At 39.8% G+C, this 14,918-nt stretch carries 13 protein-coding genes; 1 reads left to right on the top strand and 12 read right to left on the bottom strand.

All coding sequences use genetic code 11. The features are described 5' to 3' along the window. Nucleotides 1-82: 82 nt before the first annotated feature. From EA365_09930 to EA365_09960, 7 genes are all read right to left on the bottom strand, one after another. The gene (locus EA365_09930; protein TVQ44433.1) at nt 83-1,333 is read right to left on the bottom strand and encodes an HAD-IIIA family hydrolase; all 1,251 of its coding nucleotides are present in this window, start codon (nt 1,331-1,333) and stop codon (nt 83-85) included. Next, nucleotides 1,323-1,907 carry an SIS domain-containing protein gene (locus tag EA365_09935; protein TVQ44434.1) on the bottom strand — a complete coding sequence of 195 codons (585 nt, stop codon included), beginning with the start codon at nt 1,905-1,907 and terminating at the stop codon, nt 1,323-1,325. Before EA365_09935 ends, EA365_09930 begins: the two co-directional genes overlap by 11 nt. Then, complete coding sequence (locus tag EA365_09940) at nt 1,904-2,935, bottom strand: dehydrogenase (GenBank protein TVQ44435.1); 1,032 nt, start codon at nt 2,933-2,935, stop codon at nt 1,904-1,906. The genes EA365_09935 and EA365_09940 overlap by 4 nt, the downstream gene beginning before the upstream one ends. A 66-nt stretch (nt 2,936-3,001) precedes the next feature. After that, nucleotides 3,002-4,030 carry an SDR family oxidoreductase gene (locus tag EA365_09945; GenBank protein TVQ44436.1) on the bottom strand — a complete coding sequence of 343 codons (1,029 nt, stop codon included), beginning with the start codon at nt 4,028-4,030 and terminating at the stop codon, nt 3,002-3,004. Next, nucleotides 4,027-4,902 (bottom strand): NAD-dependent epimerase/dehydratase family protein, encoded by an 876-nt coding sequence (locus tag EA365_09950; GenBank protein TVQ44437.1) that lies wholly within the window; start codon nt 4,900-4,902, stop codon nt 4,027-4,029. Before EA365_09950 ends, EA365_09945 begins: the two co-directional genes overlap by 4 nt. Before the next feature lie 175 nt (nt 4,903-5,077). Next, a complete protein-coding gene (locus EA365_09955; protein TVQ44438.1) occupies nt 5,078-7,660 on the bottom strand; it encodes a TIGR03960 family B12-binding radical SAM protein in 2,583 nt (860 codons plus the stop codon). A gap of 2 nt (nt 7,661-7,662) precedes the next feature. Next, nucleotides 7,663-9,099, bottom strand: a complete 1,437-nt coding sequence (locus tag EA365_09960; protein ID TVQ44439.1) for an ankyrin repeat domain-containing protein — start codon at nt 9,097-9,099, stop codon at nt 7,663-7,665. A 38-nt stretch (nt 9,100-9,137) separates the two neighbouring features. On the opposite strand from EA365_09960, the gene EA365_09965 reads away from it, so the two are divergent. Further along, entirely contained in the window at nt 9,138-10,346 is a 1,209-nt protein-coding gene (locus tag EA365_09965) for a glutathione S-transferase family protein (protein TVQ44440.1), read from the top strand. Nucleotides 10,347-10,437: 91 nt separating this feature from the next. Here EA365_09965 and folE read toward each other — a convergent pair whose 3' ends face one another. From folE to EA365_09990, 5 genes are all read right to left on the bottom strand, one after another. Beyond that, nucleotides 10,438-11,142 carry a GTP cyclohydrolase I FolE gene (gene folE / locus EA365_09970; GenBank protein TVQ44441.1) on the bottom strand — a complete coding sequence of 235 codons (705 nt, stop codon included), beginning with the start codon at nt 11,140-11,142 and terminating at the stop codon, nt 10,438-10,440. Between the two features lie 38 nt (nt 11,143-11,180). Next, nucleotides 11,181-11,909 (bottom strand): SDR family oxidoreductase, encoded by a 729-nt coding sequence (locus tag EA365_09975; protein ID TVQ44442.1) that lies wholly within the window; start codon nt 11,907-11,909, stop codon nt 11,181-11,183. Between the two features lie 193 nt (nt 11,910-12,102). Further along, a complete protein-coding gene (gene accA, locus EA365_09980) occupies nt 12,103-13,077 on the bottom strand; it encodes an acetyl-CoA carboxylase carboxyl transferase subunit alpha (protein TVQ44443.1) in 975 nt (324 codons plus the stop codon). Between the two features lie 9 nt (nt 13,078-13,086). Continuing rightward, nucleotides 13,087-14,103 carry a long-chain acyl-[acyl-carrier-protein] reductase gene (locus EA365_09985; GenBank protein ID TVQ44444.1) on the bottom strand — a complete coding sequence of 339 codons (1,017 nt, stop codon included), beginning with the start codon at nt 14,101-14,103 and terminating at the stop codon, nt 13,087-13,089. Nucleotides 14,104-14,175: 72 nt separating this feature from the next. Beyond that, nucleotides 14,176-14,871, bottom strand: a complete 696-nt coding sequence (locus tag EA365_09990) for an aldehyde oxygenase (deformylating) (protein ID TVQ44445.1) — start codon at nt 14,869-14,871, stop codon at nt 14,176-14,178. Nucleotides 14,872-14,918 lie beyond the last annotated feature (47 nt).

Raw genomic sequence — 14,918 nt, forward strand, 5'->3', positions numbered from 1 at the left:
AAGGTGAAAGACAAGAAGCCTACACCATAATCTTTGATTCGGTGTAGGAGTATGTCACCCGAAAAACTCAGAGCTTTAGGGATTAATCCTGATGAATAGACTGGAAAAACCTAGTTAAAGATCGCCAATTGCTAAGGCGATCGCTCCGAGTTATCGGATAATTCCCCTGAATTAACCAAGAAGTTAAATAGGGTAATCCAATAACATCAGAGTCTTTATCACCTATCATTAGAGAATTAGCAAGGTCAATGTAATGTTGATCAGCGGAGGTTAAAATCATCCCTGGAGATGGTTTACGAAACAGACTAGAGCGTTGATATTCGGGTATAACAGCTTCAGGGTGATAGGGACAAAAATAGATATCTGTGAATTTAACCCCATGATCAGCGAACCATTGGCGCAAATAATCATGGGTATAGTGCATATCGGTTTCTGAATATTTTCCCTTGGCTATTCCCGCTTGATTAGTAACAATAATCAGTTGATATCCCGCAGTTTGCGCAGCTAGTAAAGTTGGTAAACAATCGGTCAAAATCGATACCTCGGCAACCTTACCAACATAACCAGTATCTTCAATCAAAATACCATCGCGATCGAGAAAAAGTGCGGGTTGTTTAGGACGTTTAAACCACTCTGGTAGATGTTCTCCAGCATAGAAGAAATCATCAGGGATACCAATATCAATAAACTTATTACCAAAAGGTAACCCATAGAGGGATTGTTTAGCTAATAATTGAGGGAACAAATCCTCTTCTAGGGAACAACGACGGACAGTTTCTCCACTAAATAAACGAGAATTTCCTGCGTAAACACCACCATTAATATAACCCTCTTGTTTAGTTACGCCTTTTTCTGTAAAAGCTTGGATACACCAATGATTATCTACTTCAACAGTACCATATCTAGCTAAATCTGTACGTAACTTTAAGCCTAGCCAGAGACTATCTGGTTGTTTTTGGGCTTGTTCAATCAAGATACTATAGGGAAAATCAAAATAAGTATCCCCATTCAATAACAAAAACCACTCACTAGGATATTGTTGTAAAGCCTGTAAAAAAGCTCCCCCAGTACCTAATAAAGTCTCTTCAATAGCATAGCGAATCTTAACCCCCCAGTGAGAACCATCGCCAAAGTAATCAATAATGACCTGACGACGATGACCAACTAAAAAGACAAAATCCCGCAAACCTTGACGACTTAAAAATAAGATTTGCCATTCCAAAAAAGGTAAATTACCAATTTGTACCATTGGTTTGGGGTTATCTCCCGCTAGATGAGCTAGACGAGTTCCCAAACCTCCTGCTAATATATATACTACTAGGTTATTCTCCATCGGGAAATAATTGCCCCTCGATTAGTTGACAATAGATATGACCGAGCAGAATATGTACCTCTTGAATGCGCGCTGTATCCCGAGAAGGTACAGTAAACAAATAATCCGCGTAAGCTTTTAGTTTACCTCCACCTTCACCCGTGAGAGCTACGGTGGTCATACCTAGAGATTTAGCAGTTTCTAAAGCTAAAACCACGTTGCGAGAATTTCCCGAAGTGGATAAACCTATGACAACATCTCCCTGACGTCCTACTCCCCGAATAAGACGACTATATATTTCCTCATAGGCATAATCGTTAGCTACAGCAGTTAAATAAGAAGTATTACAATGGAGAGCTTCAGCAGGAAGGGGAGCACGATCCTTATAAAAACGTCCCGCTAATTCAGCCGAGAGATGTTGTGCATCAGCAGCACTCCCACCATTACCACAAAATAGTACTTTATTACCTTGTTTGAGAGCAGCTACCGTAGATTCTGCACATTCTTGCAGACGAGAAATTAATTCTTCATCTTCAAGAATACTTTTTTTAATATAGATTGAAGTCGTAATCGCCTCTTTAATTTGTTCTTTCATCGTAAATTGCTTCTCCAGCTTAAAACACCATCTTCGACAAACTGAAAACGTCGGAACTCACCACCAAACCTTTGTAGGGTTTCGATTACCGCATATCTAGTATTACCAGGACAGAATAACATCATAAAACCACCACCACCAGCTCCTGATACTTTTCCTCCACTACTACCCGCATCACGAGCAGCTTGATAAATTTCATCAATCAGAGGATTAGAGACTTTACTAGAGGTTTGTTTTTTATAATTCCAGCCAAAATCGAGGATTTTACCTATAGATTCTAAATCACCTTTTAATAATGATTCTTTCATAGCAAAAGCTTGCTCTTTTAATTGGTGCATTGCTTCTAGAGAGGCTTGATTTTCTGACTTAATTACAGCACTTTGAGCAGAAATAATATCAGAAGAATAACGACTAATACCAGAAAAGTAAAGTACTAAACTAAGTTCTAACTCATTAACAATACTTTTTTTAACTCTTAAGGGGTTAACGATGACACGATCTTCAGCGAAAAACTCGATAAAATTAAAGCCACCAAAAGTAGCCGCATACTGATCTTGTTTTCCACCCGCCATAGCTAAATCTACTCTCTCGATTTCATAGGCTAAATGAGCCATATCATATTCACCTAGAGGTAATTTGAGCCATTCACTAAAAGCTGCTAAAATAGCTACTACTAGGGTAGAAGAAGAGCCTAAACCTGAGCCTGCAGGAGCATCTACATAGGTAGTCAGTTCAAAAGCTAGGGGTTTATCAATATAATCCTTAACAATTCGATTATAGACACCTTTTAATAAGGTTAATTCCCCATCTAAAGGTAAAACCTTACTACTAGTTAATTCTACTCGTTCTCCCCTATCTAGAGAATGAAAAACAATCTTATCATCATCTCTAGGTTGAATCGAGGCGTAAGCGTATAAACTAATCGTAGCGTTTAAAATAGCACCGCCAAACTTCTCAGAATAGGGGCTAACATCTGTTCCACCGCCACCTAATCCTAATCTCAGGGGGGCTCTAGCTCGAAAATACATAAAATTTACTCCTATTTAGGATAATTAAGCATGATTCAACCTAATTTAGGCTGAATCCCTGGTTTTTTAGCGATTATTGAGAAATTCTCGACCTTGATTTACTTTAGTACGCCAATAATCGAGTAAATCTTTCATGGTTTGTTCAAAGCTAATCTCTGGTTTCCAACCTGTGTGATTTTTAAATTTACTCGTGTCAGGTATCTGTAAATCAGCGTCAATGGGTCTTAATCTGGCTGGATCTACTTCTATTTTGATATCTTTTCTCGTAGAAGCTTTGAGGAGATAATCTAACATATCTTTTACACTACATGAGTAATCACCGCCAATGTTATAACATTCTCCACCCTGTGGATCTACGGTAACCAACATATAATAAGCTTTGACAGCATCCCGCACATCAGCCCAAGTACGCATAGAGTCTAAATTACCAACTTTAACTACAGGAGGTATTCGACCTGCTTCAATCATCGCTATCTGTTTAGCAAAGGTTGACTCAGCAAAAACATCACCCCGTCTTGGCCCTGTGTGGGTAAACATTCTGGTGGTCATGACGATCATGTTATAAGCTTCAGCGTAATAACGACCCACTAAATCAGTTCCCGCTTTAGAGATAGCGTAGGGGGATGCGGGGTGAAATGTTGTCTCTTCCTTAATGGGGACTTTCTCTTTAGGAACGCGTCCAAACACTTCAGAAGATGCACAAACATGTATGACTGGTATGTTACCACTAGCTTCTTGATAGTCTTTGAGACATTCTAATAAGCGCGCAGTTCCCAAAATATTGACATCCATAGTGTCTATGGGTGAGGTAAAAGAGGTTTGGGGATAACTTTGCGCAGCTAAATGAAAAACATAATCAGGTTGGGAAATCCCGACTATTTTACGTAAGGAGATTTCGTCTTTGAGATCACCGTATAATAATTGGATTCTTTCTTTAGCGTTTACTTTAGGTAATAAGTGCTCAATATTATCGAGAGGACTACGCCATCTGCAAGTTCCATATATTTCCCAATCAGTATTTTCTAATAAGAAATCAGCTAAATGAGAACCAACCATCCCGGTGATACCAGTTATTAAGGCTCTTTTTGCGGTCATACTTGATCTTCTCCACTAAATTCTCTGGCGATCGCTTGTTCAACTGTTGTTGGTTGTCTTCCCAATAAACGAGTTAGACGCTGTGTATCCATGGAGATTAAACGAGGTCTAGCTCGGAAGAAGTCTTCTTTTGGTTCAACTTTAGTTAACATTAGATTAGGATATACCAGATTTTTGAACATTGTGGCAAATTGCCAACGAGAAACTGGTATCGAGCTACCAACATTGATAACTTTATCATAGATATCTGACCAAGCATCACAGTACCTTTCTACTGCCGCTTTAACGTCTTCTATATAAACGATACATCTATCAAAGGGATCAAATATTTCGGCTGCTTGATTAGTAAGAGCACATTGAGTTAAATATTTAGTAAATTTATCATCCCGCCAAAAGACATAAGATAGTCTGATTACTTTTACCTCGCCTAGGGGTAATAATAGCGCTTCTGCTTCTGCTTTCATTTGAGCGTATTCCCCTAAAGGTTGTAGAGTAACATCTTCGATAAATGGTGCTTCTCCAGGTTGACTAGGACCATATACCGTATCAGAGGAAAAGAATAAAACGCGAGCTCCTCTATCTAAACAGCGTTGGGCGAATTCTACTGTCCCCTCTACGTTAACCTGTCTAGCTAAAGTATATTCTTTTTGACATTTATCTGGAGACGATATAGCCGCGGCTAAGACAATTAAATGATCATCAGTAATTAAATCATAATCAAACTCTGAGGGGTTGGTTAAATCTAATAACCAGTATTTATCTTGTTTACGTGAAGATATCCCCTCAAAGTCAATATTTTTTTGTCGAAAAGAGTCAGCGATTCGGGAGATGATTCCTCCCCCAATTCCCACGAGTACAGGTTTTAATAACATAGCGTGAAAGGTTCTTTTTTGAGCTAACCTAGTTTAGAATATTCTGCAGGGTAAGCTCATCTAATTTGGGATAAATTGTACTTGACAAAAAAGACCCCAAAAATTTCTGAACACGAACCACACTCCCCTATCTCTTGCTTAGTAAAGATTTTAAAGTGTTTCTGGAGAGTTTAACCTATTCCCTATTCCCTAACTCTAAATTTACACGATGAATATGTAAGAGAGAAAACTCTTGGTTACTCACTCGGTTTAACATATAGATTAGGTGTTGGGGAGTTAGGATAGTACCATCATGATGACAACTACCACGATAACGAAGGGTAACTGATTCAGGGGTAGATTCTGTTAAACTTAGTTCAAATAGGCGATCGCGTAGATTGACGGTAACCTGTTTACCCGATTTGGTGCGTTTTTCCCAGAGAATCTCGGAACTATCTTTGATTGCTTGTAACCAATTTTCCCACTGACTAGGAGTAACAGAATTAGAAGTAGTTACCGTAACTAAATATTCAGCAGCTACTAATAAGACATTAGCCGCAGGAGATTTTAACTCCACCTCTTCGACGCGATAAACTGGTAATTCTGGGGGTAAATGGGTTGTTAAGCTGTTATGAAACTCTTCAGGTGAGATAAAGCTTTTTAACTCAAAATCAACAATTTCCCCACTACTAGTAGCCCCCAAAGCCAAAGCGTGGGCGATGGAGATGCGAGGAGAAGGATGATAACCACCCGAAAAAGAGATAGGAAGACTCCCACGACGGATAACACGATCAAACAGACGCATTAAATCTAGATGACTGATTAAAGCCATTTCACCAGTTTTAGCAAACCATACCCGTAAACGTTGAACACGCTTCGTATCTGGTTGAAAATGTCCCCCAAACTCAGGGATAGGAGGAGGTGTAATCACAATATTATGACCAAAATCTGTACCACAAACACCACAGAGAGAACAGCGATCGAAGGCGCAATCAGGTACAGTGGCTGCTTCTAAAGCCTTTTTCAGGTCATCTTTGAGCCATTTTTTATCTATACCTGTATCTAAATGATCCCAAGGTAAAGGCGCGTCTAATGCTGCGTCTCCTTGGGTTTCCATGATATTCCATTCCCCTTCTTCTACTTGGCGATATTTCCAGGTTAACCCACCTTCGGCGATCGCCAATTCCCACGCGCCATAGGCTTTTTCGAGGTTTTCCCACCAAGCATCCATACCCGCGCCCAATTCCCAAGCTCGTTTAATCACAGGGGCTAACCTTCTATCTCCTCTCCCAACAAAATCTTCCATCGCCGAGATGCGCACATCGGTATAATTAGCTTTAACTCCCGAGATACCTTTAAAAGCTTGTTTGAGTAATTCTTGTTTACGTTTAAATTCAGATGTCGAGACGGAATGCCATTGAAAAGGGGTATGGGGTTTTGGGGTAAAATTAGAGATAGTCAGGTTAAATTGTACTTTACGTTTACCCTTGATTTTGCACTCTTGTTGTAACCAGGAGACAGTTTCGGCGATTCCTAAAACGTCTAAATCTGTTTCTCCTGGTAACCCAATCATAAAATAGAGTTTAATTTTTTCCCAACCTTGTTCAACCGCGGTTTTAATTCCTTGGAGTAACTCTGCGTTAGTTAAACCCTTATTAATCACATCCCGCATTCTTTGTGTTCCCGCTTCTGGTGCAAAAGTTAAACCAGATTGACGCGTTCCACCGATAATATTAGCAATATTTTCATCAAAGCGATCGACTCGTTGACTAGGTAGAGACAGAGAGATGTTCTCGTCTTTGAGACGGTTTTTGATTTCCATTCCCACCGCGGGGAGAGAAAGATAATCTGAACAACTCAAGGATAATAAAGAAAATTCATTATATCCCGTAGCGCGCATTCCCTTTTCAATCGCGTTAATCACTTTTTCGGGTTCGACATCTCGCGCAGGACGTGTTAACATACCTGGTTGACAGAACCTGCAACCGCGAGTACAACCCCTTCTTATCTCTACTACTAGGCGATCGTGGATTGTTTCGATATAGGGGACTAAACCAATGGCGTATTCTGGGTCTGGTTGTGCTACTCTACGTAATATTTTAGCTGGTACATCTGAACGTAGGGGATATACCGAACCATCTTCAGACATTGCGTAGAATTGGGGTACATATACTCCCTTAACTTGGGCTAGGGATAGTAATAATTCTTCTCTGTTACTTTGTTTAGCTTTTTCTGTAGCGATTACTTCCCCTATTTCTGGTAAGACTTCTTCACCATCTCCTAAGACGATAAAATCAAAGAAATCCGCGTAGGGTTCCGGGTTAGAGGTAGCGGTTTGTCCACCTGCAAAGATTAAGGGATAATTAGTTGAATTTCTTTCTTTCCAGGTTAGGGGTATCTTAGCTAGAGAGAGCATTTCTAAGATATTAGTTGCTCCTAACTCATAGCTAAGACTAAAGCCTAGTATATCAAAATCTGTCAAAGGGCGACGAGATTCTAGGGCGAATAGAGGGGTATTAGTATCTTTAAGTTTTTGGGCAAAATCTAAAGCAGGTAGATAGGTGCGATCGCAGAGTTGTCCTGTTTGCTCATTAAGGATATTATAAAGAATGATATGACCTAGATTAGATGCTCCCAACTCGTAGATTTCTGGATAAGTTAACACCCAGCGTACTTGAGAGTTTGACCAAGGTTTATGTTTAGCGCCTAATTCATTACCCAAATAGCGCGCGGGTTTGTTAATATCTGGGGTTAAAAGTTGCTCCAAGGCGATAGTCATATTTATTCCTTACTGTATTGTGTGATCATCGCAACCATTTCGGGATACCGATAGAATTCAGCCAACATCAGTGCTGTGTATCCCCCTAGGTTGCGTAGTTGCAGATTTATATCTGGTTGTGCTAATAATATTTTAACCCCATCCACAGAACGTCTTACCACTGCGCGCATAATTGCGGTTGCACCGATTTGATCTTGTTGATTAATATCTATACCTTTTGCTAATAATAAATTGATTAATTCGGGATTATTCTGCTCTACTGCCCACATTAACAAATTTTTACCCTCGTGATCAACAATATTAATATTTGCCCCTTTATTGATTAAATCAGCTACTATCTTTACTTGATTAGAGGCGATCGCTATTTTTAGAGCTAAATCTACATCTTCCTCATATTCTAATAATAAATTAATTATTTCTTGATAATCTTGAAGAATAGCTAAATCAAGAGCTTTATCTCCCAAATTATTCTTAATTTTACTATTTATTCCAGTTTCTAATAATAATTTAACTAGGTCTTGATAACCTTCAATTGTTGCTAAATGAAGAGCGGTTTCTCCTTCTTGATTTTGCTGATTAATATCTATTTCTTGTGCTAATAAAAGTCTAACTATTTCTAGCTCACCATTAGTAGCAGCAATCATTAGGGGTGTCATTCCTTCAGGGGTAGTTAAATTAGGATTAGCCTTATTTTCTAATAATAAACTAAGCAACTCCTGATTACCAGTATCTATAGCTAAAGTTAGGGGAGTTTCTCCCTGAATATCTCGCTCATTAACTGCTGCACCTTTTTTAAGTAACCGTTCAATTAAAAGCAGATTTTCTTGATTTAAAGCTTGTAACAAAGGTGATAATTCTTCGGAAGAATAATAATTAACATCTATACCTTCATCGAGTAAAATATCAATAATAGCTAAATTACCAGTATTAATAGCTACTGTCAGAGCATTTTTACCTAAATAAGGATTAGCACCTTGGATTAATAAGAGTTTAATTATTGCTAATTGTTGATTAGCTATAGCTACTATTAAAGCGGTGTCTCCCTGTTTATCTACTAAATTAACTTTAGCTCCTGCGGCTAAGAAAGTTTGCACCATATCGCTATAACCTTTATAAGAAGAGATCATCAGAGCAGTACTGCCATCATCATTAGTCAGATTAACATCAGCACCATAAGCTAGTAAAGTCTTAACTACTGCTAAATGATTAGCAGCGGCGGCTAACATCAGAGGGGTAACTAAGGTCTGACTATGTTGATAGTTAACATCTATACCGTGATCTAGGAGTAATTGTACAATTTGAGGATTTCCCCCACTAGCTGCGTATAACAGGGAATAATGGAGACGATCAGGAATACCTTCAGCTAAAAGAATTTGTAAAGTAAGTAGATCCTGTTGTTGAATCGCCTCGATTAAGAGGTTGTCTCTCGGTGATTTCATATAATTAGAATAAGCTTAAACCCTATTTTAGCACTGCTATGACTATTGCTCCTCTCTCTTGGCAAGAATTAGAATCTCTCTGTAGTAAGTATCAAGTAGATACAATTAATGGTCCTACCAATTCTCAAGGGCGTTTACGTCTCTTTGGTGGCTCAGAAAAAGATGTACGAGTAACCCTCTATAGAGATCATCACGCTTGGTGTCCCTATTGTCAAAAAATTTGGTTATGGTTAGAAGAAAAACGCATACCCTACCGCGTGCAAAAAGTGACCATGTTTTGTTATGGGAAAAAAGAAACTTGGTATAAACGGAAAGTTCCCTCGGGTATGTTACCTGCTTTAGAATTGGATGGTAAATTAATCACCGAAAGTGACCAGATTTTACTCGCCCTAGAGCGTGTTTTTGGTACTCTAGAATGGGGAATGTTAGACTCTAAAGTTTTACCCCTACGTCAATTAGAAAGATTATTATTTCGGGCTTGGTGTTTATGGTTATGTTATCCTACACGTTCCACTGCAGAAGAACAACGTAACCGTCAACAATTTATTGACACAGTAGGGATAATAGAATCAACCTTAGCAGAAACTCCAGGACCATATTTTTTACCTGAGTTTAGCACCGCAGATATTGTCTTTGTGCCCTATGTAGAGCGCATGAACGCTAGTCTTTACTACTATAAAGGTTATTCCCTCCGAGAAGAAAACCCTCGTCTAGGAGCTTGGTTTGACGCTTTAGAAACTCGTTGTACTTATCGTGGTACACAAAGTGACTTTCATACACACGCTCACGATTTACCTCCCCAAATGGGTGGTTGTTGGTCAAATAATGAAGCCCAAACTTTACTTAATCAGAATAGAGTAGATCGTGGACCTTGGTTCGGGTTACCTGATGTAGCTTATCCTGAGCCTGAAACCTCTCGTCAAGAGGCATTATATCGAGTGCTGAAACATCGTCCGAGCTTGATTCGGGTTAATCCTGCTCCCGATGAGTTGTCTGAGCAGGCTTTGCGTTGTGCCCTTACTTATTTAATCACAGATAAAGTCTGTATTCCTCCTGAAGGTTCAGATACAGCTTTACGTTATTTACGCGATCGCATTAGTGTTCCTCGGGATATGTCTATTTACGCAGCTAAACGACTCAGAGAAGCTTTAGAAACAACCGCGGCTTTAGTTGGAGATAAACAAGGAGTAGCTATCCCTTTTGAGCATCGACGAGATCAAGATCCTGCTAATTTTGTGACGGTTTGAGGTTTACCAGATAGTCGTTAAATCTAAGCCAACTGCATTAGTAATCATAAGATCAAGGCGCTTAAGTTTAAGCGCCCAAAAATATTTTAGATTAGAAGTTGGGTTGATGACGAATGAGATTAAGGAATTCTTCCCTAGTTCTTTGGTCCTCTTGAAATGCTCCAATCATCGCACTAGTTACTGTCCAAGAGCCTGGTTTCTGGACGCCGCGCATCACCATACACATATGGCTAGCTTCCATTACTACGGCTACACCTTGGGGTTCTAAAACTTCTTGGATTGCTTCGGCGATTTGACGGGTTAATCGTTCCTGTACTTGCAACCTTCTAGAGTACATTTCGACTATTCTGGCTAATTTACTCAAGCCTACCACTTTTTGATTGGGGATATAGGCGACGTGTGCTTTACCCATAAAAGGTAACATATGGTGTTCACAAAGACTAAAGAAGTCGATATCTCTAACTAAGACCATTTCGTTATGACCTTCGTCAAAGATAGCTCCATTAACAAGGGTTTCTAGGGATTGGTCATAGCCTTGGGTAAGAAATAACATTGCTTCGGCTACTCGTTTGGGGGTTTTCAGTAGTCCTTCTCTCTGGGGATTTTCCCCTACACCTTCTAAGATTTTCTCTACTGCATTAGCGAGTTGCTCTTGAGCTTCTAAGGGGTTTAATTTAGGCTCTGTTAGAATAGTTTTACCTTGATCGGTGGTGCGATCTGGTCTGCTGTCGATTTTTTTAGCTAACTCTGATGCTGTAGGAGAATAGTTTGAACCGTTAGAAGAAGCTATGGTCATGATGTAATCTCAATAAGTAAATTTCTGCTGTGGGATGGTTAAAGAGCGCCTGCACTGGGCATCAGGGTGATTTCATCGATCACCGCACCTGGAGGCAATGTAGCTGCTTGAAGAATCGCTTGTGCGACTACTTCTGGGGTTAACATCAGTGAGCGATTAAAGTCTGCTTGCACTGTTTTTGTATCCCAAATAGGGGTATTGACTGCTCCAGGAGAGATAGTCATGACACGGATGCCGTGGGCTTTTTCTTCAGCTGCTAAAATTTTGGAGAAGGATACTAACCCTGCTTTACTCACTGAATAAGCTCCCCAATCTGGGAAATAGGCATGAGCTGCTACAGAAGCTACGTTAATGATGATCCCTTGAGAGCGTGCCCGCATTAGGGGTAATACTGCTAAGGTTGATTGAAACACGCTAGTTAGATTGAGGTTTAAAACTTGTTGCCAGTCTTCAAGGGGGGTATCTGCTAGAGGTTTGGTGTAACCCATGCCTGCGTTATTAACCAAGATGTCAATGGGTTGAAAGTCGTCAGCGATCGCACTCATTTTGGTTTTAACTGTGGTTATTTCGGCTAAATCTAGACTATAGGCTTTTGCCTCTACTCCTATATCTTGGGCTTCTTGGACTATTTTTGCTAGTTTAGCTGGTGACCGACTGACTAGAGCCATTGCTATTCCTGCTTTGGCGAAAGCTTGGGCTGTTGCTGCCCCTATTCCGCTACTTGATCCGGTAATAATTGCCCTAGGTTGCTCTAGATTAAAACTCATCTAAAACAATTCCTAGTAGCTTAATGTTGTTGTTGATTGTTCTGTTTAAAACCATAGAATGATTGCGAGTTTTTGGTCTTTGGTTATCTCTATTTTAGGCTAGAAATTTTGATCCCTTGCCTGTTAACCTTTTGATAACCTTTTACTGGCAATATGTTTTTATGTTGCCTTAGTAATTATAACATTGTTATTCTTATTCGTGAAAAACTCCTAATTTTCTAAATTTTTGGTAGCGGAGTTTTTTACGAGCTACTGGGGTTAATTGGTCGAGTTCTTCAAGATTTTTCTTAAGACTTTGTTTGAGTATGTTAGCAGCTGCAATAGGATCTGTGTGGGCACAGCCTTTGGGTTCGGGTAAAATTTCGTCTATAATACCTAGCTCTTGTAGATCTTTGGAGGTAATTTTCAGAGCATTACAGGCTTGTTCTGCTTTACCTGCGTCTTTCCAGAGTATTGCTGCACAGGCTTCTGGTGTTGCTACTGTATATACTGAATGTTCAAACATTAACAGGCGATCGCCTACTCCTATTCCGAGTGCTCCTCCTGAGCCTCCTTCCCCGATTACGGTGCAGATTATGGGTACATCGAAGCTAAACATTTCCCGTAGGTTATAGGCGATGGCTTCTCCTTGTCCAAGTTTTTCTGCTTCTACTCCTGCCCATGCTCCTGGCGTATCTATGAACGTAATAATTGGTAGAGCGAATCTATGGGCGTGTTCCATTAAACGGATGGCTTTGCGATAACCTCCAGGAGAAGCCATCCCGAAGTTACGCACCACGTTATCTTTGGTATCTCGTCCTTTTTGATGTCCAATAATAACTACTGGTCTGCCGTCTATACGTGCTATACCACTTACTATAGCGGGGTCGTCGTAGCCGCGGCGATCGCCGTGTAGTTCTATCCATTCATCGGTGATGGTTTGGATATAATCTAGGGTACTTGGGCGACGTGGATGTCTAGCGATTTGCAGCTTTTGTGATGGTGTCAGGGAGCTAAAGATATCTTCCCGCATTTTTTCTATTTGTTCGGTGAGATATTCTACTTGCTCGGCGACGCTAACGCTATTATTTTCTTCTGCTAGTTGACGAATTTCGTCGATTTGTGCTTCTAATTTAGACAGAGGTTTTTCAAATTCGAGAATAAAGGTTCTTTTGGTTTGTTTGGACATTTTCTACTCCTATAACAGGGGTTTAAACCCGTGTTTTACAGAAAACTCACCGATTGTTGCCATTTTTTCTACGGTAATTTGATTACGTCCCCAAGAAAAGTTGGTATGATATTGTTCAAATTCTAATAAAATTGCTTCAGCGAAACAGGCGAACATCTGACGAGCAGGAGCATCCATATTAACTATTTCCATAATTTGCCAGTCAATATCGAGGGAATGTTCTACTATTCCTCCTTTGAGTACGATTACATCGGGGTGTTGTACTTTACTATCTAGATTCTTGGGATAACCCCCATCAATCATCACACAGGGTTTTTTGAGGGTTTCTGGTTTAATTTCTACTCCTTTGGGCATACTTGCTACCCAAACTATGATATCTGCTTGTGGTAAAGCTGCTTCTAGGGGCATTATTTTGCCTCGCCCTAATTCTTCTTGCAAAGCTTGTAACCTTTCTTGATTACGAGCTACTAAGAGTAAGTCTGCAATTGGGGTTTGACTATCTAACCAGCGACAGACTGCACTACCGATATCTCCTGTTGCTCCTACTACTGCTACGGTTGCTTTACTCAAGTCAATACCTAATTTATGGGATATTTGTTCAACTTGACGACAGATTACGTAGGCTGTATGGGTATTTCCCGTGGTGAAGCGTTCAAATTCTAACTCTACGTTGCGTATTTGTTTGTTGTCTTTAAGGTTAAATTCTTCAAAAATGATTGAGGAGAAACCACCTAATGCTGTAATATCTATATCTTCTTTTTGGGCTAAAGCCATGGCGTTGAGAATTTTACGTATTGCTGCTTTAAACCGCCGATTTGCTAGCATTTCTGGCAAAAAGCAGGATTCAATATATTTTCCTTGGATAGTTTGACCTGTAATACTTTTAACCGTAAATTCTTCGATCAATGCAGGGGGTGCGGAGCACCAAAAGTCTAACCCTTGTTCTGCGTATTCTGGATATCCTAATTGCTCAGCTACTGATTGAGCGTGTTCTAAACTGGTAAGATGACCAATAAGACCAAACATCTATTACTCAAAAAAATTTAATACTTTTATCGATAATACCCCGTTTTTTGTCGAAACGGGGCAATTTAGCAACTAGGCTGCTTTTAAACCGTGGGAAGACATACGCATGATGTCTCTAGTGGTAAAGCCAATATTGCCTAACGCTTCGCCATAGCTAATCATGAAGTCTTCGACGAGAGCGTCTTTTTCCATGGCTAAAACCGCAGCATCTGCTTCTACTTCGTTGAGCATTTGCCAAACTATGGGCAGATTTTGGCGGTTGGCTGCTTCTATTTCGCTTTTTACGCTGTCAAAGTTAGCTTTGAGCCAAGCTTCACCAAAGTTAAGATGGGTATATTCGTCTTTAACTACGTTTTCGGTAATTTTACGCGCGAAGGGATCAGCTACGGGTATATAGAGATGATAAGCGGCGATGGCAAATGCTTCAATAATTAAACCTTGAATTACAAAACAAGTAGCGATTTTATCTTCTTTTAGTGCTGTTTGAAAGTTATCATGTAATCTAGAGAAGAATTTTTGAGCGTATTCCATATCAGGAGTCACCCCTAGATTTTTGCCACAAGATTGAAACCCTTTAGCGTGGCGAGTTTCCATTTTAGCTAAACGAATTAATTCTTCTTGATGTTCGCTTAATCTCTCACCTAAGCTAAGATAGTTTTGACAGGCTTCGTTTTCTCCTTCGATCACGATACCGTTGATGCGACTATAAGCGTCTTTATATTCCTGACTTTGATAATCAAGCTCTTTAACTGTAGTAAGCTCTTGCATAATTTAAGTTTTGCTCCTGTTTTTGCTTAACTGAGTAGGATAAACTG

This window comes from Gloeocapsa sp. DLM2.Bin57 (assembly GCA_007693955.1).
Classification (GTDB): Bacteria; Cyanobacteriota; Cyanobacteriia; order Cyanobacteriales; family Gloeocapsaceae; genus Gloeocapsa.

Bases quoted from the DNA above. Each gene is read 5' to 3' on its own strand.
- EA365_09930 (TVQ44433.1), bottom strand. From the start codon at position 1,333: ATGGAGAATAACCTAGTAGTATATATATTAGCAGGAGGTTTGGGAACT.
- EA365_09935 (TVQ44434.1), bottom strand. From the start codon at position 1,907: ATGAAAGAACAAATTAAAGAGGCGATTACGACTTCAATCTATATTAAA.
- EA365_09940 (TVQ44435.1), bottom strand. From the start codon at position 2,935: ATGTATTTTCGAGCTAGAGCCCCCCTGAGATTAGGATTAGGTGGCGGT.
- EA365_09945 (TVQ44436.1), bottom strand. From the start codon at position 4,030: ATGACCGCAAAAAGAGCCTTAATAACTGGTATCACCGGGATGGTTGGT.
- EA365_09950 (TVQ44437.1), bottom strand. From the start codon at position 4,902: ATGTTATTAAAACCTGTACTCGTGGGAATTGGGGGAGGAATCATCTCC.
- EA365_09955 (TVQ44438.1), bottom strand. From the start codon at position 7,660: ATGACTATCGCCTTGGAGCAACTTTTAACCCCAGATATTAACAAACCC.
- EA365_09960 (TVQ44439.1), bottom strand. From the start codon at position 9,099: ATGAAATCACCGAGAGACAACCTCTTAATCGAGGCGATTCAACAACAG.
- EA365_09965 (TVQ44440.1), top strand. From the start codon at position 9,138: ATGACTATTGCTCCTCTCTCTTGGCAAGAATTAGAATCTCTCTGTAGT.
- folE (TVQ44441.1), bottom strand. From the start codon at position 11,142: ATGACCATAGCTTCTTCTAACGGTTCAAACTATTCTCCTACAGCATCA.
- EA365_09975 (TVQ44442.1), bottom strand. From the start codon at position 11,909: ATGAGTTTTAATCTAGAGCAACCTAGGGCAATTATTACCGGATCAAGT.
- accA (TVQ44443.1), bottom strand. From the start codon at position 13,077: ATGTCCAAACAAACCAAAAGAACCTTTATTCTCGAATTTGAAAAACCT.
- EA365_09985 (TVQ44444.1), bottom strand. From the start codon at position 14,103: ATGTTTGGTCTTATTGGTCATCTTACCAGTTTAGAACACGCTCAATCA.
- EA365_09990 (TVQ44445.1), bottom strand. From the start codon at position 14,871: ATGCAAGAGCTTACTACAGTTAAAGAGCTTGATTATCAAAGTCAGGAA.